Source organism: Clostridiales bacterium, assembly GCA_017569285.1.
Lineage (GTDB): Bacteria > Bacillota > Clostridia > Christensenellales > Aristaeellaceae > Aristaeella.
The window spans coordinates 920,773-944,036 of the sequence record CP069419.1 but is presented as its reverse complement, the minus strand read 5'-3'; the positions used below and the strand labels follow the sequence as shown (position 1 = coordinate 944,036).

Annotated in this window: 18 protein-coding genes and 2 tRNA genes; 6 read left to right on the top strand and 14 right to left on the bottom strand. The window is 56.0% G+C overall.

Going from position 1 to position 23,264, the window contains the following annotated elements; translation table 11 throughout:
• Positions 1 to 892 precede the first annotated feature (892 nt).
• The 13 genes from JNO48_04125 to JNO48_04065 all read right to left on the bottom strand — a co-directional run bounded on the left by JNO48_04125 (position 893) and on the right by JNO48_04065 (position 11,330).
• Positions 893 to 2,689, bottom strand: a complete 1,797-nt coding sequence (locus JNO48_04125) for a hypothetical protein (GenBank protein ID QTE69095.1) — start codon at positions 2,687 to 2,689, stop codon at positions 893 to 895.
• A gap of 14 nt (positions 2,690 to 2,703) precedes the next feature.
• Entirely contained in the window at positions 2,704 to 3,252 is a 549-nt protein-coding gene (locus JNO48_04120; GenBank protein ID QTE69094.1) for a carbohydrate ABC transporter permease, read from the bottom strand.
• A 44-nt stretch (positions 3,253 to 3,296) separates the two neighbouring features.
• Positions 3,297 to 3,650 carry a cupin domain-containing protein gene (locus JNO48_04115; protein ID QTE69093.1) on the bottom strand — a complete coding sequence of 118 codons (354 nt, stop codon included), beginning with the start codon at positions 3,648 to 3,650 and terminating at the stop codon, positions 3,297 to 3,299.
• 1 nt (position 3,651) lies between these two features.
• Positions 3,652 to 4,575, bottom strand: a complete 924-nt coding sequence (locus JNO48_04110) for a radical SAM mobile pair protein B (protein ID QTE69092.1) — start codon at positions 4,573 to 4,575, stop codon at positions 3,652 to 3,654.
• Positions 4,551 to 5,252, bottom strand: a complete 702-nt coding sequence (locus JNO48_04105; protein ID QTE69091.1) for a radical SAM mobile pair protein A — start codon at positions 5,250 to 5,252, stop codon at positions 4,551 to 4,553. Before JNO48_04105 ends, JNO48_04110 begins: the two co-directional genes overlap by 25 nt.
• Positions 5,249 to 5,686, bottom strand: a complete 438-nt coding sequence (locus tag JNO48_04100; GenBank protein QTE69090.1) for a radical SAM mobile pair system MarR family transcriptional regulator — start codon at positions 5,684 to 5,686, stop codon at positions 5,249 to 5,251. The genes JNO48_04105 and JNO48_04100 overlap by 4 nt, the downstream gene beginning before the upstream one ends.
• An 86-nt stretch (positions 5,687 to 5,772) precedes the next feature.
• Positions 5,773 to 6,432 (bottom strand): hypothetical protein, encoded by a 660-nt coding sequence (locus tag JNO48_04095; protein ID QTE69089.1) that lies wholly within the window; start codon positions 6,430 to 6,432, stop codon positions 5,773 to 5,775.
• Positions 6,433 to 6,497: 65 nt separating this feature from the next.
• Positions 6,498 to 7,454, bottom strand: a complete 957-nt coding sequence (locus tag JNO48_04090; GenBank protein ID QTE69088.1) for a hypothetical protein — start codon at positions 7,452 to 7,454, stop codon at positions 6,498 to 6,500.
• Between the two features lie 150 nt (positions 7,455 to 7,604).
• On the bottom strand, positions 7,605 to 7,748 hold the full coding sequence (locus JNO48_04085; GenBank protein QTE69087.1) for a hypothetical protein: 144 nt from the start codon (positions 7,746 to 7,748) through the stop codon (positions 7,605 to 7,607).
• Positions 7,749 to 7,857: 109 nt separating this feature from the next.
• A tRNA-Glu gene (locus JNO48_04080) sits at positions 7,858 to 7,930 on the bottom strand.
• 13 nt (positions 7,931 to 7,943) lie between these two features.
• Positions 7,944 to 8,014 (bottom strand) — tRNA-Gln (locus tag JNO48_04075).
• A 126-nt stretch (positions 8,015 to 8,140) separates the two neighbouring features.
• A complete protein-coding gene (locus JNO48_04070; GenBank protein QTE69086.1) occupies positions 8,141 to 9,595 on the bottom strand; it encodes a glutamate--tRNA ligase in 1,455 nt (484 codons plus the stop codon).
• A 52-nt stretch (positions 9,596 to 9,647) separates the two neighbouring features.
• Positions 9,648 to 11,330, bottom strand: coding sequence for a glutamine--tRNA ligase/YqeY domain fusion protein (locus JNO48_04065; GenBank protein ID QTE69085.1), 1,683 nt, complete (start codon positions 11,328 to 11,330; stop codon positions 9,648 to 9,650).
• A 224-nt stretch (positions 11,331 to 11,554) separates the two neighbouring features.
• Between JNO48_04065 and JNO48_04060 the strand changes: the two genes are divergently transcribed.
• From JNO48_04060 to mnmG, 6 genes are all read left to right on the top strand, one after another.
• A complete protein-coding gene (locus tag JNO48_04060; protein ID QTE69084.1) occupies positions 11,555 to 13,348 on the top strand; it encodes an Ig domain-containing protein in 1,794 nt (597 codons plus the stop codon).
• A gap of 37 nt (positions 13,349 to 13,385) precedes the next feature.
• Positions 13,386 to 14,018 carry an SH3 domain-containing protein gene (locus tag JNO48_04055; protein ID QTE69083.1) on the top strand — a complete coding sequence of 211 codons (633 nt, stop codon included), beginning with the start codon at positions 13,386 to 13,388 and terminating at the stop codon, positions 14,016 to 14,018.
• A gap of 29 nt (positions 14,019 to 14,047) precedes the next feature.
• On the top strand, positions 14,048 to 15,127 hold the full coding sequence (locus tag JNO48_04050) for a hypothetical protein (protein QTE69082.1): 1,080 nt from the start codon (positions 14,048 to 14,050) through the stop codon (positions 15,125 to 15,127).
• 233 nt (positions 15,128 to 15,360) lie between these two features.
• The gene (locus JNO48_04045) at positions 15,361 to 15,612 is read left to right on the top strand and encodes an IreB family regulatory phosphoprotein (protein QTE69081.1); all 252 of its coding nucleotides are present in this window, start codon (positions 15,361 to 15,363) and stop codon (positions 15,610 to 15,612) included.
• A 154-nt stretch (positions 15,613 to 15,766) separates the two neighbouring features.
• Positions 15,767 to 17,866: an Ig-like domain-containing protein gene (locus tag JNO48_04040; GenBank protein QTE69080.1), complete on the top strand. Its 2,100-nt coding sequence runs from the start codon at positions 15,767 to 15,769 to the stop codon at positions 17,864 to 17,866.
• Positions 17,859 to 19,733, top strand: a complete 1,875-nt coding sequence (mnmG, locus tag JNO48_04035; protein QTE69079.1) for a tRNA uridine-5-carboxymethylaminomethyl(34) synthesis enzyme MnmG — start codon at positions 17,859 to 17,861, stop codon at positions 19,731 to 19,733. Before JNO48_04040 ends, mnmG begins: the two co-directional genes overlap by 8 nt.
• A gap of 51 nt (positions 19,734 to 19,784) precedes the next feature.
• On the opposite strand, the gene JNO48_04030 is transcribed toward mnmG, so the two are convergent.
• Positions 19,785 to 23,060: an aminotransferase class I/II-fold pyridoxal phosphate-dependent enzyme gene (locus JNO48_04030; protein ID QTE69078.1), complete on the bottom strand. Its 3,276-nt coding sequence runs from the start codon at positions 23,058 to 23,060 to the stop codon at positions 19,785 to 19,787.
• Between the last annotated feature and the right edge of the window lie 204 nt (positions 23,061 to 23,264).

Sequence of the window (23,264 nt, the reverse complement as noted above, 5' to 3'; positions counted from 1 at the left end):
CGCCTGCGCCGCAAACGGCCCGCCGGCCGGGTCCCGCTCACTTCGGTAGCTCGGCTGCTCCGCCCGCACTGCCCGTGCTTTTCGCCCGCCCCTCCCCCCGGCCTGTGGGCGCATGTGCTCGCCACAAACCGGGCCCGGTTCCGGTTGGCATATGGCCAAACGCGGAAACACCGTCCCGGTGTTGGGCGGCGATGCGCCCTTGGGCCGCCAGGGTAACGAAATGCGGTAAATGCTGTACCAAATCTCAAGCATTGTATTGAACTGTTTTTACCAGTTTCATACATTAACAAATGTGTGGGCATCCCCCTGGATGTGAAGGATTCTGTTGCAATCGCAAAAGATGATTATTTGAAGTGGGTATTATCTGATGACTCACCAAATTTGATTGCAATTTCGGTGTCACCAGATAAAAGTAACATTCTGGAAATACGGCTAAATAATTCAGACATGCCAGATTTGAAAAGTGTTAAAAATGGAGATTTATTCCCTTATTGTTCCGCCATGTTTAATCAAAGAGGCGAAGAAAGCGACTATATTAATAGCACGTGTAGAATAGTCAGGACAGATAAACTTACATGGATTGAGAATAAATGTGATAATTATACACTATCTGTGCCTTACATTATGATGCGGAAGTGTTTAAGGAATTACTGCAGGCGGCGTTGTCTGATGCCAAGCATCGAAAGGGCAACGTGATGACGTTTTTTTGCGATGAGGAATATGAAAAAGTTGCGAAGGAATGTGGACTTGAATGCATCGGAAATTATCTCTGTTACAAGACCCATTTGAACTGACAACTTCCAGCTTATCGGGACACCTGTTGGCAAGAAAACTCGGAAGAGAAAAGCGATTTCCGCAAAAAATACCCCCGCAAGTTGGGGTAATTCACTGCTTATTCTCTTTGAAAATAATAGTATAGGCCCCAATCTTGATCATTGGCCCACGGGTCGTAGAAATGAGCGGTGACCCCGTTTACACTTCTGGGATAAACCATGGCACAGCTTGCACTTCCATCCTCAAAGAAGAGAGGAAGGCTTCCTCTAAGATTTTTTTCTGCCCTGACCAGCCATTCCTTTTCACCGGTAATATGCCCATAACGTTCGAATGCCAAGCCGCTGAGGCTGCTCCAATAATGCGGAAAAGTATCTCCCAGCATATGCCGTTTTCCAAACCAGTATCCATCCCAGTGTCTGATCGCCACCTCGTTGAAATGATAATCAGGCTGCATTCCCTGGAATAGTATCAAAAGTTTCATCTGTTCCCTTGCTGCAGAAAGTAATGCCTGCTTTCCACTGAGCTGATAACCCATTAGCAGCATGTTCACTGCAGGTGCGACGATACTCTGCTCATAATCCACTTCGCTTGTAGGATAATGAATTCCAATGTCTGCGATTTTCTCTGCATGATGGATAAACAGGTGCCGCATGTCTTCTGCACGGTCAGTCATGCCGGCTTCTTTTAGCAGCGCAACAATACTAGTCATGGGAATGCCAATGGCATAGAATCTGTCACCACCACGATCATAATAGTTTTCCATTACATCAGCGGCCCGTTTTATCCATACAGGTTCATGAGTAACTCGGAATAGTTCCATAAAGAACACAGCGACCCATGCTTCGTTATACAGGCGGTGTCTTTCTTCCATATAGCCAGCATCGTCATAGACAGTATGGATTTTTTCTTCATAGATTTCCCTGAGAATAAAATCTGCGTAATTCCAGAGACTCTTCTCCAATGCAGCATCGTGGAAATACCGACAGGCCAAAGCGACTAAAGCACCCATCCCCAAACGTTCTCTTGCGCTGTTATGATCAGGAATGTCATGACTGTAGCACAGCTTGTTTGTTTCATTATCGTAAATCAGATATGCCCCGCATAAATGGGAGGAAGTATCCATACACTGTTGCTTTTCTACAATAAACTGGGCCCGGCGGCGCAGCAACTCAGTTGCAGGCGGCATGATTCGCCAGCAAGCAGTGGTTGATTTTCCGTTTGACTGGAACGTTTGACAAATCTCTCCCGTTCGGCTAGTGTCCACGAATCCTCCGTTCCATTTTACTTTATCGTAATGAAAAGCGACCCATTGCTCGGAAGTGATGTAAAGCGAACCAAAGTATGCTTTCAGAATGCGCTTCCAGTCTTCTATTCCCTCATGGCGAAACAGCCTCCACCGAAGGATCTTTTTTTCTTCAGGAGCCAGAGAAAACTCTTTTGGATGAAGCAAAATGACCCCTCGCGTATTGCTGACACAGTGACTTTCCGTTAAACTGCGCTGGATGCTGTAGCTTTCCAAAGATCCCTGTGTGAGAATCATTCCCAAATGTGGAGCTTGGCCGCCCATTCGAATCGCAAGCACCCAGGAGACTTCTCCGCCGCACCAGACATGAGCATGGCAGCGCTGGGGCAGGCAGATATCCGCAGCCAAATAATTATCATTCAGCGGAAGCGAAATGGACACGCTACCCGCATCACAGAAAATGGTTTCCTGCGATTCGTTCGTAAAGATATAGGTTTCCTCAAGCGTATCATCCTGAAGGATAGTTCGAGCAGAGGTGCAGGAGATGCCATTGGGTGCAGCCATCTCTCCCCAGAGATGAGGCTCATTTACCCAGTTCATGCGGAATGGGTCATCTGCAAAAGTGATCTTTGCCAGAGAGCCGTTTTTTTCTTCTAAAACCCAGTGACTCATGACATGCCTCCCTTTTATTCCTTAACAGAACCGATCATAATCCCCGTTACGAAGTATTTCTGAATAAACGGATCAACCGCGAGCATGGGAATAATCGTAATAAATACTTTCGCCGCATTCAGGGACTTGTTGGACAGCTGGTTCATCTTAATCATTTGTTCCGTTGTCAGATTTACTCCCATCGGGATACTGACAACAATCTGGCGGATGTAGGTTTGCAGTGGATAATGTGATTCTGAATTGGAAAGCACAAGCCCCTGAAAGTATTCATTCCAATAGTAAATACTGACGAACAGGGTAATTGTAGCGATAACGGATTTGGAGCAGGGAACAACAATTTGGAAAAGAGTCCGCCATTTTCCTGCGCCATCCATTATGGCAGCCTCCTCGACATCCTTCGGAAAGTTTCTGAAAAAATTCATCATCAGTATCACATTATATACGGGGAGACTGCCACTTAGGATCAGGCCAGCCATGTTGTCCATCATGCCATAATTCTTCATGCACATGTACCAGGGAATGGTTCCGCCATTGAACAGCATGCAAAATACCACAATCCACATCGTAACGTTTCTACCATGAAACTCTCGTTGACTGTGATCCTGTCTTATCCGATGACAGCATCCCCGGCAGTATACTCTTCGAGGGAATTCTCCCGAACCTGAATACAGGCCCAGCTGACAGGTGAATCGGCGGCGGCGCTGAACTGCCGCTTCACTGCGGGCGCTACCCTGATCACATCTCCGGCGGCAAAATCAACTTTTTCGCCGTCGAGTACAGCGCTGCCCTTGCCGGACAGGATGATGTAGATTTCCTCATTCTTCTTATGGGTGTGTACGAAAGGCACACCCGCGCCTGCGGGAAGGTTGTTGATGCTGATCTCCGCGCCGGTCAGTCCCAGTACGTCGTGCAGTTCGGTTCTCGGGTCCTGCTTTGCGTTCCACTTGCTGAAGTTTGCCATGTCAGTTTTCCTCCTTCTTATTTCGAACTCCCGTATTCTGGGAGCCTCGAACCTCTTCATGATAGAAGTAGTCCACGATGGTCGGATGCCCCTGCGGTACGCGCTCGTAGGGCGTTTCATTATCCACGAAGCGGCAGCCGTATCTGTGAGCCATCTCTTCGGCTTTCTTTTCGAGGGCTTCAAAATAGCCGCGATTCCGCTTTCCGTAGATCTCCTCATACAGCGGCATCAGATGCGGATACTTCGCCGCGATATAGTCCATGATCGTCTTCTTGAATCCGCCGCGCAGGTTCAGGTTCTCCAGCCAGACCAGGTCGCACTGATCCTTCGCCCGTTCGAAGATCGCCTCAATGTCCGTGATCCCGGGAAATACCGGCGAAATGAAGCATACCGTCCGGATGCCCGCGTCGTAGACCTGCTTCATAGCCGCGAGACGTCTTTCGATGCTGACCGCCGCGTCCATATCGTTTTTGAAATTTTCATCCAGCGTGTTCACCGACCATGAAACCGTCAGCCGGTTCCGCTTGTTGATCTCCGTCAGCAGATCCATATCCCGCAGGACGAGATCGGATTTGGTGCAGATCAGGATATCCGCGCCGCTGTCCTTCAGCTGTTCCAGAAGAAGGCGGGTCTTTCCGAACTTCTCCTCCAACGGGTTATATCCGTCGGTCACCGTGCCGACGATCACCTTCTGCCCGGCATATTTCTGCGGATTGGTGATGGCGGGCCATTCCTTCACATCCATGAAGGTGCCCCAATCCTCGGTATGCCCGGTAAACCGCTTCATAAAGCTGGCATAGCAGTATTTGCAGGCATGGGGACAGCCCACATACGGGTTGACCGAATACCCGCCCAGCGGCCCATTCGACTTGGTCATGATGCTCTTCGTCTGGACAAATCCTACTTTGATTTCCGGCTGTTCCATGCTCTCTGTTCCTCCAGTACGTGATTGAATGCCTCCGGCAGCTCCTGGATCATCTGTTCTTCGCCCATGATCGGAACGAGATCCTCTTTCCAGAAGACAGGTATGTGATGGCTGTGCGCCTGTTCCGTCAGGGAATATGCCCACGCGGGCTCAGTGTGAACCTTCCGACTCTGAGCTCCGGTCATGGTGCCGACGACAATCCAGCCGATACCAGACAGGTTGACCGTGCCGGGGTCATCGAACAACGGTTCGAAGGTCACGTGATAATGTTTTGCCTTTATTTTTTCCCGAAGCGCTTCGATGCGCCAAAGCTCCGCTTTTCGGGTGACCGTAACGCCGAACCAGGCATTGTCCAGATCCGTACTGATATCCAGCAGATCGGGGCGTTTGCTGAGAAACAGGAACTGATGCCGGGGATTATCCCGAATCTTTGCGAATACCTCCTCGCGCCACTCCAGTTTCCAGCCCGCCAGGTCACTCATACCTGTCAGCAGGAAGTTCTGTGGGCGCGGCTTGTCCATCATCCGCAGCTTTCCGGGAAAGAATTCCGGCTGTGAAAAGTCGTCGATCATGTGATACCGCTTCACGTTGTTCCGGGCATAACAGTACGGACAGCCAACCGCGCAGCCGATCACCAGGTTCATGTTCTGGATCAGATCCTTGATGCATACGCTCATGATTTCAGCTTCTCCTCCAGATTCCGTTGTATCCGCTGCAGGCAAGCCTCGAACTGCCGGATTTCATCCTCCGTGAAGTCCTTGTAGTACAGCGCGCCCATCTGATTGGAAACGGCATCATAATCCACCTGCAGCGTCCTCGCCTTATCCGTCAGGAAGAGCAGCGTTTTGCGCTTGTCCCGGCTGTCCGACTCTCTGCGGATCAGCCCCTGCCGCTCCATACGCTCAAGCATCGTGGTAAGAGAAGTAATGGCAAGGCCGCATGTGTCGGAAACTGTTTTGATCGGCACACCGTCCTGTTGCCAGAGGACATACAGAATCCGTCCCTGCGGGCCGTTAAAGGCGTCAATGCCTTTTTCGGCCAGCACCTTTTCAAAAATGCGGTCGCCAAGCTGTTTGATCTTTGTGACCAGGAATCCACCGTTCGTTACCATAACAACAACTCCTACATAGTAGTACTTTGAAATTCTACCATATAGGAGCTTTTTTGTCAATATGAAATAGTGATCGTATAGATTCTTTACAGATACCGCCAATTCGGCGTCACTACCAGCCTTGCCACTGTACCAGTCCAACTAATAACGCTATCCCCGGGCGGAAGGTACTGCGGATCGCCGTCCACCTTGTCGTTCAGCAGCTGGCCGCCATCCAGGCTGGTACACTCCTGCGCCTCCCAGTCCAGCACGATGCCGTTGCCGATACCGCTCAAAACGACCGCGCCACTGTAAGTAATCAGCGTAATCGTTCCGCTCCCGTACAGGGTGAACTTCGGCCATGCCGGGACTGTACCCGGATTGTGTATCGTCATACCGCTGGCTGTCAGGGTGATATCTTCCGCAGGCGGGTTCAGGCGCTTATAGGGCTGGCACTGGAAAGGCACAGCGAAGCTCCTGAAACCCCGCCCACGGAGGATTTTGCTGAAATCGATCTGGTTGATGATCCGGGCGTCATAGGAGCGGTCCGGCTCGTTTCCGAACACCACGCTGCCCGAGCCCTGGAGCCACGCACAGATAGCGTCGATGTCGGCATCCGGCCTGACCCAGCACTGCGCCGCTCTCAGCACTGGTTCATAGACTGGCAGGCCGTTCTCCGGCAGCATCAGCACACCGGACCGGCCCGGAATAGTGATCTGGCTCACGCGCTCTTTCGGGCGGGAGATCGCGGGATACTCAGAGACCATAATACCGTAGTTCTCAGAGCTTACCCCGTTCCACAGAAAATAAGGATGCGTATTGATCACCTCCGTCAATAGCCGTACCCGTGCTGCCGCCTGCGCGTCATGGCGCTGATCTCGGCGGCGAGGGACTGCGCGTCCATATCATTGGCCATGACCATGTTTTCCACGTTCACGGCAGGTACGGTTTCAGTCTCGCCATTGTTGGCGCGTACCGCGTCGATCAGATCGCGCAGCAGGGATTCCATATTCTCAGTAGAGCGTTCGCCCATGAAGCCGGACATCACATCAATCATGCCCGCCTTCAGCCTTGCGGACATCTCTGACCACAGGGTGTCCAGCGGCAGGATGGCTTCAGCTCCAGCCTCGCCAACGCCCTGCAGCCCGGCAGCGCTGCCCAGGATGGTGGGCTTATCGAAAATCCCGCCCAGCGCGTTCCAGGAGACTGACAGCTTCGGCAGCTTGATACCCCAGCCAATGTCGTTCCAGGTGACGCTGATGCGCGGCAGCTTGAACTCCGGCAGCTTCCACTGGAAGTTGAACAGGCCCTTGAAGTAGTTGACTTTCTCCTGCAACCATGTCTTTGCTGATTCGATGGGGCTTTTGATCACGCCCAGGACACTGTCCCACGCGCCTTTCACGCCGTTCTTGATGTTGGTCCAGCCGTTCACGATGCCAGCCTTCGCGTTGGTGATGGCGGTGGACACCGCGTTCGTGATGTTGGTCCAGGCAGTGGAGGCATTGCTCTTTAGCGTGTTCCAGGTGCCTTCGATACCGGATTTGATGTTGTTCCATCCGGTCGTGGCCCCGCTCTTGATGTTATTCCAGGTAGTGGAGAAGAACGAAGTGACGCCGTTCCACACCTCTGTGGCTTTGCTGCTGATGCCCGTCCATACGCCGCTGATCCAGGTGGTGAAAGAATTCCATGCGGTTTCCGCTCCGGTCTTGATGGAAGTCCACACCCCGGAGATCGTAGTCTTGATGCCGTTGAAAACAGTGCTGGCTGTAGAGGAGATCCCGTTCCACACCCCGCTGATCCACGATGTGAAGGAGGTCCAGGCGGTATTGGCAGCCGTGGATATACTCGTCCATGTTCCCGAGAAGAAGCCTTTGCCGCTTCCCAGGTCTTGGCGCGCTTGTTGCGCAGTTCAGTGATAGTCATACTGATCATCCTCCTGTCATTTTTTCAAAAGAGAAAGCCGTCCCATCAGTTCGTTGATGGAGCGGCCACGGGGAATCGGCTTTTCCTGCCGGGTTTTCTGGGTAATCTTGTTGATGAGGGCCATTTCCACAGCCCGGTCGGAGAATTCGAAGGCAGGCATTCTTATTGAAGCCTTTTTGATTCTGTAAAGGGTCAAATTAAGGGTCAAACGCTGTTTTTGAGACACAAAAAATCCCTGCAACCGTTGAGATTGCAGGGCTTTCTCAAAGCAGCTCCGACGGGATTCGAACCCGTGTTTCAGCCTTGAGAGGGCCGCGTCCTAGGCCTCTAGACAACGGAGCCAGAAAAAGAAAAGCTGGGGAACTAGGATTCGAACCTAGACAATACGAGTCAGAGTCGTAGGTGCTGCCGTTACACCATTCCCCATCGGCTTTAGCCGCAGGCGATATTATAGCAGACAGGAAAAGGGGTGTCAAGCAGTTTTTTTGCTGACACCCCTTTTGACTTTTTATGGGGGAAAAGCCTTGCGGCAGAAGGCCGGAAGGCGGATGCTTACAGCCGCGCCAGGGACTTTTTCATGCGGGCGAGGGTTTCATCCTTGCCGAGCAGGTACGCAATTTCAAACGCGCCGCCGGGAGTGGATTCCTGGCCGGAAATCGCGATGCGCATGGGCCAGAGCACGGAACCGGTTTTACGCTCCCAGGCCTGGATGTTCTCCATGACCACATCGTGGATGTTCTGCTCCGTCCAGTCGCTGATGCCTTCGAGCACCGGGATCAGCAGGGGCAGGACTTCCTTCGCCACGGTTTCATCGCTCTTCTGCTTCTTATTAAAAAAGATGGCAGTGTCATATTCCGGTATTTCCGCCAGGAAGGCAATCTTTTCCGGAATACGGGAGAAGATGTCCGTGCGGCTCTGCATGAGCTCCGCCAGGCGGCGGTAGTCGATGTTTTTCCCGGCCAGCACCTTGTCGAACCACGGGGTGGCCATGGCCAGGTATTTTTCGAAGTCCATCTGGGCGACATACTGGGTGTTCATCCACTCCAGCTTGTTGACATCGAAGATGCCGGGAGATTTGTTGATGCGGTGGATATCAAACGCCTTCACCAGCTCCGGCAGGGTGAAGAATTCCTGATCCGTGCCGGGGTTCCAGCCGACCAGCGCCAGGTAGTTGATCAGCGCCTCGGTGAGGAAGCCCTTCTCAATATAATCGGAATAATAGGCATCGCCGTCCCGTTTGGAAAGCTTGTGAGTGGCATCCCGCATGACGGTGGGCAGGTGAATATAGGTCGGGATTTCCCAGCCCAGCGCCGTGTACAGGTAATTGTAGCGGGGTGTGGAGGAAAGGTACTCCATACCGCGCATGACATGGGTGATGCCCATGAGGTGGTCGTCAATCACGTTGGCGAAGTTATAGGTGGGCATGCCGTCCTGCTTGATGAGGACCATGTCGTCCATGGCTTCCGAATTCTGGAAGGTCATCTCGCCGAAAACCGCGTCGGTATAGCTGGTTTCGCCCTCGGTGGGCGCATTCATCCGGATGGTCCACGGGATACCGGCATCCAGCTTCTGCTGTACTTCTTCCTCGCTCAGGTGCAGGCAGTGCTTGTCGTATTTCCAGGTGCCGCCCGCCGCTTCCACCTTTGCCTTCCGCTCCTCAATTTCCTCCTTGGAGCAGAAGCAGTAGTATGCATGGCCGGATTTGACCAGCTGCTTTGCATAGGGGAGATAGGTATCCTTGCGCTGGGACTGGATGTAGGGACCGCAGGGGCCGCCGACATCGGGACCTTCATCCCAGTTGAGGCCGCAGGCGCGGAGGGTATCGTAGATCACTTCGGTGGCGCCTTCCACAAAGCGTTCCTGGTCAGTATCCTCAATGCGCAGGATAAACTGACCATCGTTCTGTTTGGCAAAGAGGTATGCGTAAAGCGCGGTGCGCACGCCGCCCAGGTGCATGAAACCGGTGGGGCTGGGGGCGAAACGGGTACGAACTGTCATGGAAAACAACTCCTTTTGGTTGAGTGAAGAGTGAAAAGTTGAGGGTGAAGAGTTCTCAAAGTTACTTTTGCTTCGCGAAAGTGTCTTTGAGACCGACAGAACGATTATAAACAGGCAGTTCAGCGGTGGAATCCGGATCCTTGCAGAAGTAGCCGGTGCGCAGGAACTGGAAGGAAGCGCCGGTTTCGGCATCCGCGATGACCTTTTCGGCGTAGCCGCGGCAGACCTTCAGGCTTTCCGGGTTCAAGCGGGAGATGAAGTCCTTTTTATCGGCTTCTTCCTCGTCTTCGGGCAGTTCATCGTTCAGCAGGGGATCGTACAGCCGGGCTTCGAAGGGGATGCAGTCCCCGGCGGGCACCCAGTGCAGGGTTTTGCCCTTGATCTTCCGGTCGGCGCCGGCGCTGCCGGAGAAGGAATCCAGGTCCACGGTGCAGTGTACTTCGGTGACGTTGCCGTCGGCATCCTTTACACACTCGTCGCAACGGACGATGTAGGCGCCCTTGAGCCGGACTTCATTGCCGGGGAACATGCGCTGGTATTTTTTGGCGGGGACTTCCATGAAGTCTTCCTGCTCAATCCAGAGTTCCCGGCCGAAGGCCAGCGTGCGTTCACCCATTTCCGGATGATCCGGGTGATTTTCGAGGGTAATGGTCTTCGTTTCGCCTTCCGGCCAGTTGGTGAGAACCACCTTGAGGGGATTCAGCACCGCCATGGCGCGCGGGGCAGTGTTTCCCAGCACATCGCGGACGCAGTGCTCCAGTACGGCGTAGTCCACAGTGGAATCCGCCTTGCTCATACCGATGGTGTCCACAAAATTCCGGATGGCCATCGCGGGATAGCCGCGGCGGCGCATGGCGGAGAGGGTGGGCATCCGGGGATCGTCCCAGCCGGCCACATAGCCGCCCTCCACCAGCTGGCGGAGGTAGCGCTTGGACATGACCGTGCCGGTCATGTTGAGGCGGGAGAACTCGATCTGGCGGGGACGGGCAGGCAGCATGTCCGCGCTCTTTTCCACGACCCAGTCGTACAGGGGACGGTGAATCTCATACTCCAGGGAGCACATGGAGTGGCTGATGCCTTCCAGCGCGTCGCCGATGGGGTGGGAGAAATCGTACATGGGATAGATGCACCACTTGTTTCCGGTGCGCCAGTGTTCCTTATACAGGATACGGTACATGGCCGGATCGCGCATGACGATATTCGGGGAGGCCATGTCGATCTTCATACGGAGGGTTTTGCTGCCTTCCGGGAATTCACCAGCCTTCATACGGCGGAACAGGTCCAGGCTTTCTTCCGCGGGACGGTCGCGCCAGGGGCTGTTTTTGCCGGGCTCGGTGAGGGTGCCGCGGTATTCGCGCATCTCATCCTTGCTGAGCTCATCCACATAGGCCAGGCCGCGACGGATCCACTCCTCCGCGATCTCGTAACACTTGTCATAATAATCGGAAGCGTAAAACTCACCGCCGGTCCAGTGGAAACCGAGCCAGTGGATATCCTTTTTGATGGCGTTTACGTATTCCGTGTCTTCCTTGGCGGGGTTGGTATCGTCAAAGCGCAGGTTGCACTTTCCGCCGTATTTCTCCGCGGTGAGAAAGTCCATAATCAGGGCTTTGCAGTGCCCAATATGCATATATCCATTCGGTTCCGGGGGAAACCGGGTATGTATTTCCGTATACCGGCCTTCCGCCAGATCCTGGTCAATAGCGTCCCAGATAAAATTACTGCGTACCGCGTTTTCTTCCATCACGCACAGCTCCTTTGCCCAAAAAAGGTCACCCGAAATCCGGGAATATAACAACTTTCATTATACATGGAAAACAACCGTGGAGGCAAGAAAAATAAATTGAAAAAACTTTTTTTACAGATGGACATCTGTTGGACAACTGATGAAATAATGTTCGTGGAAGATGTACCGGCCATCCGGTACTTTTCCGGGACACGATGGAAAGACAAGAGGAGGTCTTCGGAATGAAGAAGATTCTGGTTCCCCTGCTGGTGCTGGTTTTGCTCTGTGTCAGCCTGGCTGCACTGGCGGAAGGGAACGAAGCAATCACGGTTGAGCTGAATACCACAAGGCTCCCGCTATACGAAGCGAACGATCCCGGCGTGGACCTGTTCCGGGCAGAAGGAGCGGAGGAAAACACGCTGCCGGTGCTGCTGGTTCCGCTGAAGAAGAACCTGGAGCTGCGCGTAACCGTAATGCCGAAGGATCTGAAGAACAGGAAGAGCGTCCTGACCGTGGACGATGAGGAAGTCGCCCGGATCCGCGAAACCACATTGTATACGCGGAATGCCGGAGAGACCATCCTGACGATCGCCAGCGCGATGGATCCGGCCGCGGCGGTGCAGTACCGGGTGATTGTTTACCAGCCGGTGACCCGGATTGCCGTGACCGCATCTGAGAAAGCAGTGGCGGTCGGGCAGACGATCCGCCTGACAGCGGATATCCTGCCGGAGAACTCGGCGATGAAGGAAGTGGAATGGGCTTCCCAGGATGAGAAGATCGCCACCGTGGACGGAGAAGGAAATGTGACGGGTGTGAAGCGCGGGACTGCGAGAATCACCGCTACGGCGAAGGATGGAAGCAATATCAAAGCCAGCATCAGCATCCAGGTGAACCAGAACCCGGAGGAGATCACGCTGGATAAGCCGGAGCTGACCATCGATACCGGGCGGAGCACCGCAATACGGGCCACCGTCCTTCCGAAGGATGCGAACAACAAAAATGTGGTGTGGGCGTCTTCCGATGAAAGCATTGCCAAGGTGAACGCGGACGGGCGCGTGACCGGTGTGGCGCTGGGTGAATGCACGATCATCTGCACGGACAAGCAGACCGGAACGGTCCAGGCATCGGCGGTTGTCCATGTACAGCAGCCGGTAACCAAGGTGACGCTCGGTGAGGCACCGGCGGTATATGCCGGTGAAACCGCACAGCTGTCCTGGACCACGGAACCGGCCAACGCCAGCAATCCGTCGGTCACATTCAAAGCCGGAAACGAAAAAGTGCTGACGGTCAGTGAGGACGGGACAATCACCGGGATCAAAGCCGGTGAAACCTGGGTGACCGTGATGAGCACCGACGGATCCAACCGCCAGGCCAAGATCAAGGTCCGGGTATACCAGCATGTGACCGGCGTGCATATGAAGCGGAACACAGCGTATATTGACCTGCGGACCAAGTCCACCACCACCGCGATCCTGGAGCCGGATACCGCCACGAACCACAATATGACCTGGGTGAGCGCTGATCCTTCCATCGCGACAGTGGAACCGATCCGGAATCAGCCGCAGCGGATTTCGATTTACGGCGTGAGCGAAGGTGTTACCGTAATTACCGGCACGACGGAAGACGGCGGATTCCAGACATCCATTCCGGTCCTGGTCGGACACTGGGAAAAATCGCTGAAGATCCAGGAAGCCAAGGTGAAAGGCGCGGACGCGCTATTGAAGGTTAAGAACGTCAGCGACCTGACGATTACATCCATCAAGGTGGAGGTTTCCGTTTTCGACAATGAAGGGAAACCGGTTCCCTGCAACAGCAAGGATGACAGCAACACCTATGTGATGACTTACAAAAAGACGCTTGAACCCGGTGACGTCACGAAAGAGAAGGACTGGAAGACGGTTAACTTCAAGCTTCCGGATTCTCCGACAGTACATGAATATGTGGTGAAGGTCACTGAGTTTGAGATTGACCATGACTGGATCAAGGTGATCCGGAAGAACAACCAGCCGACCCAGAAATGCCCGGTGCATCTGTAATCCGGACAGACAGGAATAAGAAGGAGGTTTACCCATCATGACCAAGCGTATTTTCTCCCTGATCCTTGCTGCAATGATGTCCCTGATGCTGCTGATTCCCGCTGTGACGGCTGAAGACCAGGCGATCGATACTACTGCCGGTCACTACTATGTATATACCGAGAACGGCAAGAGCCTGAACGTCCGTTTTACCCCCGGCGGTGAGAAAATCGGCTCCCTGAAATACGGCGCCCGGGTTTACTGCTACTACCTGGACACAGGTAACGGATGGGCGCTGATTGATTACACCTTCAATCATCCCACATACGGTTATGGAACATACGCATGCTATGTTTCCAACCGCTACCTGCAGAAGAGCAAGCCGGCGGCCAAGCCGGACTCCTCTTCCTCCTCTTCCTCTTCTTCCACCTCCACGGACACCCTGGCGGACGTGAACAAGGAATTCAGGAGTGCGAAGGATGTGGAACCTTTCACCGTGACTGTGAGGCCTTCCCGCGCCAGCGGATGGGTCAACCTCCGGTGGGCTCCCAGCCTGTCCGCAGAAATCATGGCAACCTACAAACAGAATGATAAGCTGCTGGTGATCAAGGAACTGAAAAACTGGTACCAGGTGGAAGACCAGAGTACCGGAGACGTAGGCTTTATCAGCAAGAAATACGTTGTGAAGTAAGATAAGGAAATGGCAGGAGGATAAGAAAAATGAAAAAGCTGATTGCGGTTATTCTGAGCCTCATGATGATGCTCTGCGCCGTTTCCGCCGTGGCGGAATCCGCAGGCAAGGTGACCATCGGCAGTGTCAGTATCAACGGGGAATTCACCCTGCAGTGTGGCATTCCGGAAGGATATGAACCGATTCCCGGCCTGGTGACCCCCAGTTCTGTGACAGCGATCATCCGTTCCCAGGATCCGGAAGCGCCGATTATGCAGCTGTCCGTGGCTTTTGATGAAAAATACTATGACGTGGAACGGATGAACGACCTGACAGCGGAGGAACTGGCCCAGCTGGAAGAAACATATGTTGAGGACGATCCGTTCGTTGAGATTACCTACGGCGAAACCGGGTACGGCACCCTGCTGCTGATTGCCCGGCATGAAACCGAAGAGATGGATTATATTGCGTTCTTCTCCATCTACAAGGGATACTGCGTTGAGTTTGTGCTGGCGCCGTCCCTGACTGCGGAGGACAAGAACCTGACGGAAGAGCAGCTGCGGCTGAGCGTGGACTTCCTGACGGACCTGGATTTCATTCCTGCCAATACCCCGGTTGTCAACCGGAAGACAATCGCCGGCCAGACCTTCACGACCAACCTGACGGAATACAACGCGGAAGCCAATACCGTGAAGGCTGAAGTGAAACGGCCGATCCACCTGGACGAGGAAGTCCTGGACAACCTGGAAGTGGGCGATCTGCTGACCATCGGCCAGGAAGTTATTCCGGTGGAGACCCTGGAACGGGATGAGTTCGGTGCGACCGTCAACGACGAGATTGACCTGACCATCCAGGAGGATTACGTGCGCGTTTCGTCTTTTGAACATGAGTATATGGATACGATTGCCACGATGACGCTGGAAATCCCGGAGAATATGGTTTTTGCGGACGGGATTGATCCGGAAACCGGTGACATCCTGGATGAACCGACTGAGCATACCGCCGCAGAGTTTGCCGCGATGCTGGCAGCCGGCGGATATCCGGACTTTGCTTCGGACAATGTGAAAGTTACCTTTGACGATGACGGAAACATGGTGCGCGCAGAGCGCTTCTACACCCCCTGGCAGTAACCGGAAACAGCGGCATGGAGCCATGCCGCGGAGCTTACCGGAATGATACCGGCGTGGATTGAATCCACGCCGGTTTTCTGTTCAGACAGGCGGTTCCGGACATCCGAAGTACCGGATACGGGAAGCATCCGATAAAAAAGCGCAAAAAATGGCAATTTGCGTGTGGAAATGCTTGTCATTCCGGGGAGAAATAGGGTATAATACTATAACGGCAGAACCAGGAGGTGATCAGCGTGGACAATCAGGAAACCCAGAAGCTTCCGGCCATCGTTGAGACGGGAAATGAAGCACACGATATTCTGATTAACGTTTACCGCGCACTGCAGGCCAAAGGATACGACCCGATCAGCCAGCTGGTGGGGTACCTTTTCTCCGGAGACCCGACATATATCACCAGCTTCAATTCAGCGCGGAGCCTGATCCGCCGGCTGGAACGGGACGAGATTCTGGAAGAGCTTGTCCGATACTATCTGGATACGCATTGACGGTTTCAGACGGCGCCCGGGTGGCGCCGTCTGTTTATGTTTACAAAAAGCGGGAATGAGCCGGGCTTTCCGTTCGTTGATTGATATGAACGGGGCCGTGTTTTCCAGGTTCCCGGCGAAGGATCGGAGTCACAGAAGGACGGAGGTTGAAGGAATGAAGAGAAAGCTTCTGATCGTGGTGCTTGCTGCTGTGCTGTGCCTGTTGGCGGCTGTACCGGCCATGGCTGCGGATACATTTGCTTTTGCCGAGCGGAGTATCCGCGTCTTTGAGGACGAGGAAGTGACCCTGGCGCTTCGCCAGGAAGGAAAATACGCAGAAGGGGAAATTACCTTTTCAAGCGACAATGCCCGGGCGCTGACGGTGTCGGATGACGGAACCGTAACCCCGGTTGCCAAAGGCCGTGCAACGGTGACCGCCGCCCTGAAGCAGGACGGCAAAACCGTGCGCCGGGCGACCATCGAAATCCAGGTGATCCGGCGGGTAACCAAGGTCACCCTGAGCCGGAAGAACCTGACGGTGATGGAGGCGGGAGATCCCCTGCTGGACGGCGTGCTGATTGCCGCGGACGACATGGACCTGCCGGTGATTGTGCTTCCGGTATCGCGGGGCGTGAACCTGAGCGCTTCCTGCACACCGGAAGACGCGAACAACCGGAGGGTTGAGTACGCATCCTCGGACGTCGGCATTGCCAAAGTGTCGAAGGAAGGCAACCTGCGCGGCATGGAAGCGGGTGAGTGCGTGCTGACGGTTTCCAGCGTGCAGAACCCGGAAATCGTGGAGCTGTACCGCGTGCTGGTGGTTGAACCGGTGAAGAAGATTTCAATCGAAGCGCCGTCCAAGACGATGTTCGCCGGGGAAACCATGGAACTGGACGCAGTCTGCTCCCCGGACAAGGCCAGCATCCGGAAGGTCACCTGGACGTCCAAGCGCCCGAGTGTTGCCACGGTGGATGAAAACGGCGTGGTGACCGGTGTTGCGAAGGGCCAGGCGACAATTGAAGCCACCGCCCTGGACGGATCGAAGGTAACCGGATCCTTTACCGTGAATGTGCAGCAGGAAGTGACATCGATCACACTGAAGCAGGACAATGTAACCGTGGCAACCAAGCGCCAGGTGCAGGTAAATGCCAGCGCACAGCCGGCGGAGGCGAACAACCGCCAGGTGTCCTGGGAATCCTCCGATGAATCCATCGCGACGGTCAAGGCCGGAACGATCACGGGCATCAGCCCCGGAACATGCTATGTGACCGCCCGAAGCGTTTCGAATCCCTCCGTTTCAGCATCGCTGATGGTTACGGTGTATCAGCCGGCGACAAAGATTTCCTTTACGACGCAGAACGGCATTTCGTTCCACAAGGGAACCAGCCAGCAGCTGGACTGGGTGATTGAACCGTCGAACACGACCAACAAAGCGGTGACGTTCAAATCGAACGCGCCGAAGATCGCGACCGTGGACGAATACGGCGTGGTGACCGGCATCAGCCGCGGCAGCGCAACGATTACCGTGACCACGGCGGACGGATCCAACAAGAGCGCGAACATCAAGGTGAATGTGACCCAGCCGGTGGAAGGCGTGAACCTGCCGCAGTATACCTACTATGTACCGATCGGCCGGGGTGTGAACATCAAGGCGGCGGTACAGCCGAGCGACGCGAACAACCAGAAGGTGAACTGGGATATCGCGGATCCGACGATCGCTTCTGTCCGCTCCAACGGTACATCGACCGGCAAGGTGACCGGCAACTGGCCGGGAACCACGGTGGTGACCACGACCACGGAGGAAGGCGGGTTCACCGCATCCGCCAATGTGGAAGTGGGCGACTATGACAACGCGGTCCGCCTGGAGAACCTCGAAATTACGGCGGACAACAAGATCCGGATCGTACTGTGGAACACCAGCAACTACACGATTACGCGGGTGAAATTCCGCGTGCTGTGCTACGACACGATGAACTATCCGCTGATCTGCAACACGGACGGTGTGACGAACGGATTTGACGGAAGCTATCCGCTGACCCTGAACCCCGGCGAACGGACCCAGCACGGGCGCTTCAATTTCGGCAACTACCGGGAGAGCGGCACGCTGGGCTCGGTAACGCTGATTATTACCGGGTTCACCTTTGACAACGGACAGGAGTGGAAGATCCCGGAGGAATACTGGGTAGCCACTCAGCCGGCTTACAGCCGGAACATGTGGACACCTACTCCCACCCCGGTGCCGGTACCGGGCAGCGACGGAGGCGCGAATGGCTGATCTGGTGGTTATCGGCGCGGGGCATGCAGGGTGCGAGGCCGCACTCGCTGCCGCGCGCATGGGAATTGATACCCTGCTGCTGACACTGAACATGGACGGCGTGGCCCTGATGGCCTGCAATCCGGTGATCGGCGGATCCGCAAAGGGACACCTGGTACGGGAACTGGATGCCCTGGGCGGAGAAATGGGACTGGCAATCGACGATACATTTCTGCAGAGCCGCATGCTGAACACCGGGAAGGGACCGGCGGTCCATTCCCTGCGGGCACAGGCGGACAAACAGGCATATCAGAACCGGATGCGGCGGGCGCTCCTGACCCAGGAGCGCCTGACCGTGCGTCAGGGAGAAGCCGCGTCCATTGAGACGGAAAACGGGCATGTTACCGCGGTGACCACGGCGACCGGCGCACGCATTCCGTGCCGGGCGGTGGTGGCATCCACCGGCGTGTACCTGAAGAGCAGCATTATCATCGGGGAATACCGGAAGGAAAGCGGCCCCCAGGGACTGATGAACGCCCCGCTGCTGTCCGCCTCGCTGCAGGAACTGGGATTTGAGCTGCGCCGGTTCAAGACCGGTACACCGGCCCGCGTGGACGTCCGCAGCATCGACTTTGACGAGATGGAGGAGCAGAAAGGCGACAACCCGGTGATTCCGTTTTCCTTTATGACGGACCGAAAGCTGGAAAACACCTACAGCTGCTACCTGACCTGGACCAACGCGGAGACCCACCGGATTATCCTGGACAACCTGCACAGGGCTCCGCTGTACAGCGGGCAGATCCACGGCATCGGACCGCGGTACTGCCCCAGCATCGAGGACAAGATTGTCCGATTTGCCGACAAGGAGCGGCACCAGATCTTCCTGGAACCGGAAGGGAAGGAAAGCCGGGAATGGTATGTGCAGGGGATGTCCACCTCTATGCCGGAGGACGTGCAGTGGGCTATGTACCGGACGATTCCCGGACTGCGGCGCTGCGAGTTTACCCGGCTGGGATACGCGATTGAGTATGACTGCATCGACAGCCGCGAGCTTCGGCCGACGCTGGAAAGCCTGCGGATCGGCGGACTGTTCTTTGCCGGGCAGATCAACGGAACGAGCGGATACGAGGAAGCCGCGTGCCAGGGCCTGCTGGCCGGCATGAACGCGGCGCTGGAAATCCAGGGAAAGCCCCAGGTGATCCTGACCCGGGATATGGCCTATATCGGCGTACTGACCGATGACCTGACCACGAAGGGAACGGATGAACCGTACCGGATGATGACCTCCCGCGCGGAACACCGGCTGTACCTGCGGCAGGATAACGCGGACCTGCGCCTGACGGAGATCGGCTATCATGCCGGGCTGGCGGGGAAGGAACGCCTGGAACGGATGAATGAAAAGCGCGCGAAGACCGGGGAGCTGGAACGGCAGCTGCGGACCACACGGTTTGCACCCGGTGAAGCGCTGAACAGTTTCCTGCTGAAGTGCGGGGAGCCGGAAGCCACCGGCTCGCTGAGCGCGGAGGAACTCCTGCGGCGGCCCGGAATCGGGATGAAGGACCTGCAGGAGCTGGCCCCGGAACTGGGAGATACGCTGCCCGCCGCGGCGGAACAGGCGGAGATCGCCATCAAGTATGCCGGATACCTGGAAAAGCAGGATCACCTGATTGAACAGGCCCGCCGGATGGAAGAGACACTGCTTCCGGACGATATCCCGTACGAACAGATTGAGCACCTGCGGCTGGAGGCCCGCCAGAAGCTGGCAAAGCAGAAGCCGGTTTCCCTGGGAGCAGCCGGGCGGATCCCCGGGGTCAACCCCGCGGATGTCGCCGTGCTGACGGTATGGCTGGAACGGCGGAAGCAGGAAGAAAAACAGAAAGAAGAATAAAGAAGAATGCCGGCAGGAAGAAATCCTGCCGGCATTCGTATAACCGGGATATCAGTCGTAGTTGCGGCGGGGCAGTTCGATGCCGAACTCCCGGGCCGTGGATTCGAGGATATCCAGCGCGCGCTCGATCTGCTCGGGCTTATGCTCGCTGATGACGCAGAAGCGCAGGCGGGCCTTGCCCTTGGGAACGGCGGGATACATGGCGGGGGGCACACTGACGCCCCGCTTTTTCAGTTCGTTGGACAGGAGCCAGGCATCCTCGTCCTTGCCGACCAGGACGGGCAGGACCGCGGTTTCACCGGCCAGGCAGATATCCAGGTGGCGGCGGCGCGCACTGTCCGCGAACGCCTTGATGGCGGTGCGCAGGTGCTCCATGATCTCCGGATGGGTCCGGAGGGTACGGATGGCAGCCAGGGAACCGGCGGCCAGGGCCGGGGAGATACCGACGCTGAAGACGAAGCCGGGCATGTTGTACCGCAGGTAATCAATCAGGCACTTTTTGCCGGCCAGGTAGCCGCCACAGGTGCCCAGGCCCTTGGACAGGGTGCCGTATTTGATATCGATGTCGTTTCCGTCGAGGCCGAAGTATTCGTCCACACCGCCGCCGGTTTTGCCGATGACGCAGGCGCTGTGCGCTTCGTCGACCATGAGGAAGCAGCCGTATTCCTTCTTCACACGGACGAAGTCCGGCACGGGGGCAATGTCGCCGTCCATGCTGTAGGCGCCTTCAATGACGATGAGGACCTTCTCATAATACGCACGCTGGCTCCGCAGAATCGCTTCCAGGGCGGCAATATCGCTGTGCGGGAAGGGACGCGCGGTGGCATCGCTGAGCTTGCAGCCCTGCTCGATGGAGTTGTGTGCCAGCGCATCATACAGGATCAGGTCATTCTTGCCGCAGAAGTTGCCAACGAAGGTGACGTTGGTGGAGTGGCCGCCGACGCAGACAATCGCGTCCTCGGTATGCTTCCAGTCGGCGATTTCCCGTTCAAGGTCCTTGTGGACCTGCTTTTCACCGGCCAGCAGGCGGCTGCCGCTGGCGGAGGTGCCGTATTTGTCGATGGCGGCCTTCGCGGCATCCTTGACTTCCTTCCGGCCGGACATTCCAACGTAGTTGTAGCTGCCGAACTCGAGGATTTCCTTGCCATCCACGATGCCGGTATCCAGCAGCGGGGATTCATGCGCCACGAAATAGGGATTGTCGCCGTTGCCGACGAGCGCCTTCTGGCGTTCCAGGAAATGCAGGTATTCGGGCGTATCCTCAAAGCGGGTGATCGGCCGGAGCGGAACGCGTTCCGCCGGCTTGTCGCTGGCGGCAGAACCGTTCAGCAGGGACTCCACCACGCGGGACATGCTGTCCACGGTGGCGCACTGGCCGTATTCCTCAGCAGGGATCGTGATGCCCCATTCCTCTTCGGCTTTCAGGGCAATGCTGAGCACCTGCAGGCTGTCGCCCTGGAGGTCCTCAATGAAATTGGCGGTATCGCTGATTTCACTTTCCGGCATATCCAGCGCTTCGGCATACATGGCGCGGACCTTATGGCGGATATCCTCCCGGACGGCCGTGGTTCCCGTGGAATCCTTCCGGACGGCGCCGACTTCGGAACCGACGCTTGCGGAGCTGAGGTCCAGCTCACGGTAGATGAGTTCCTTCTCGTCATACATCCGCTTAAGTTCAAGACGGCGGACCTTGATGCCGTTCACCATCGGCAGGGGCGTGGGCGTGACAAGCACGCGGTCCAGCTGGGCAAAGAGCGGCAGGCGGGAATTGGCGGCGGCCACTTTGCCGGCCAATGTGTTCAGGTAGGCACTGTCGGTGTAGTTTTCGCCGACGTTCAGCACAAGCACAACATCCTCGTTGTTATCCCGCTTGTTGCGCCGGAATCCGACGACGCAGAACTGTTCCACACCGGAAAGGGAGGAGAAGGCGTCTTCCAGGTCGTCCGGATAGACATTTTCGCCGGACTCGTTGATGATGACGTCCTTGAGGCGGCCACGGATATAGACCCGGCCGGAAGCATCGATGGAGGCCACGTCCCCGGTGGGGAACCAGCCGTCCTCCAGCGTATCCGGTGGGAGGATTTCACCCTTTACGACCCGGCCGGAATGGATGACCCCGCCGCGGATCTGCAGCTCACCGCTGTTGTCCGAGGCACCTTCCTGCGGGACAATCCGGTACTCGGCAGCGCCGAGGGACTGGCCGACAGAACCGCAGAGACGCTTTTTCAGGCTCATGGAGGTTTCAAAACCGTCAATGGCGGTTTCAGTCATGCCGAAGCCGTTGATGGTATAGTAGCCCAGCGCGTTCAGGGCACGCAGGGTTTCGATGGGGGTGTGGCTGCCGCCGAGAATGACAGCGTCCACCTCGGTACCCAGCAGGCGGCTGTTGACCGGGGCGAAGAGCTTCTTCTGCGCAAGATTGAGGCCGGCAGTCGGCGCGATGCGCTGGAGACCCATGGAGACCGTGTTCAGCACCTTGAACATCGCACGGCGGGCAGGCTTTTCCTTTTTCAGGGTCTTGTCGATGGATTTGACAAGGCTGTTGCCCACCAGCGGCACAACGATGAGCAGATTCGGCGGGAAGTGACGGCATACATTGAGGATGGAGTTCGGCGTGCGGTCCGGCAGGAACACATTGGCTGCGCCCAGGGACTGAACCAGGACGATGTTGGCCATGAAGCCGAGCACATGGTGCAGCGGCAGGAAGGCCAGCGCTTTCCGGCCGTGGTTCTCCTCATGAATCACACGGCTGTTCCGCCGGAAAATATCCACGGAAGCGAGGGCCTGTTCGCAGACGGCTTCACCGGAATAGGCGAAGATCCGGCTGCGGCCGGTGGTGCCGCTGGTGCACATGGCGACGTATTCGCCCCAGACGGGGGTAAACCCGATGGTGCGGGGCGCGTCCATGATCGCCTTGAAATCCAGCTGGCGGACGTTGCCGGCCAGGCCGCGGGGTTTCTTGGAGATGATGACCTTGCACCCGGCTTCATCGAGCAGGCCCTGGATCTGCGCATCCGGCGCAGCAGAGTCGAGCAGCAGCACGTTGTGCCCGGAACGGAGCACACCCCAGAAGAGGGTGGGCCAGTCACGGCAGGTATCCACCGCGATGGCGATCCAGCCGGAGTCCGGCGCCAGGGAACCCAGGAAGGATGCGAAATCGTCTGCCCGGCGGCACATTTCCGCATAGGTCATGGAGAGCTCCTCCTCGCCCTTCAGCCAGTATGCGGCCGGTGCATCGCCGTGCTCCCGGATTGTGTCAAAGAGTGCAGCAAACGTTTTGTCAGCCGCGATCCGCGCAGTGACAGTCAGGGTATCCTTATTGCTCATGGGTCTCTCCTTTCGGATTTCGGATTGAGCGTTTTTGCGGAAAGGCCGGAGCATAAATAATAGCGTATATATAATCAATTATGCGCCCCGATGCAAATCCGCATCAGTTTATTATATCATGTTTTTGACGTTGTGCATACAATTTCAATGGAAAGGGCGGAAAAAAGACATCAACCCAATGAAAACAGTTCCATTTTCCGGAGA

Coding starts and splice junctions, on each gene's coding strand:
- JNO48_04115 (QTE69093.1), bottom strand. CDS start 3,650: ATGGCAAACTTCAGCAAGTGGAACGCAAAGCAGGACCCGAGAACCGAA.
- JNO48_04055 (QTE69083.1), top strand. CDS start 13,386: ATGACCAAGCGTATTTTCTCCCTGATCCTTGCTGCAATGATGTCCCTG.
- JNO48_04095 (QTE69089.1), bottom strand. CDS start 6,432: ATGGTCTCTGAGTATCCCGCGATCTCCCGCCCGAAAGAGCGCGTGAGC.
- JNO48_04060 (QTE69084.1), top strand. CDS start 11,555: ATGAAGAAGATTCTGGTTCCCCTGCTGGTGCTGGTTTTGCTCTGTGTC.
- JNO48_04100 (QTE69090.1), bottom strand. CDS start 5,686: ATGGTAACGAACGGTGGATTCCTGGTCACAAAGATCAAACAGCTTGGC.
- mnmG (QTE69079.1), top strand. CDS start 17,859: ATGGCTGATCTGGTGGTTATCGGCGCGGGGCATGCAGGGTGCGAGGCC.
- JNO48_04110 (QTE69092.1), bottom strand. CDS start 4,575: ATGGAACAGCCGGAAATCAAAGTAGGATTTGTCCAGACGAAGAGCATC.
- JNO48_04030 (QTE69078.1), bottom strand. CDS start 23,060: ATGAGCAATAAGGATACCCTGACTGTCACTGCGCGGATCGCGGCTGAC.
- JNO48_04085 (QTE69087.1), bottom strand. CDS start 7,748: ATGCCTGCCTTCGAATTCTCCGACCGGGCTGTGGAAATGGCCCTCATC.
- JNO48_04050 (QTE69082.1), top strand. CDS start 14,048: ATGAAAAAGCTGATTGCGGTTATTCTGAGCCTCATGATGATGCTCTGC.
- JNO48_04125 (QTE69095.1), bottom strand. CDS start 2,689: ATGAGTCACTGGGTTTTAGAAGAAAAAAACGGCTCTCTGGCAAAGATC.
- JNO48_04120 (QTE69094.1), bottom strand. CDS start 3,252: ATGTGGATTGTGGTATTTTGCATGCTGTTCAATGGCGGAACCATTCCC.
- JNO48_04105 (QTE69091.1), bottom strand. CDS start 5,252: ATGAGCGTATGCATCAAGGATCTGATCCAGAACATGAACCTGGTGATC.
- JNO48_04065 (QTE69085.1), bottom strand. CDS start 11,330: ATGGAAGAAAACGCGGTACGCAGTAATTTTATCTGGGACGCTATTGAC.
- JNO48_04040 (QTE69080.1), top strand. CDS start 15,767: ATGAAGAGAAAGCTTCTGATCGTGGTGCTTGCTGCTGTGCTGTGCCTG.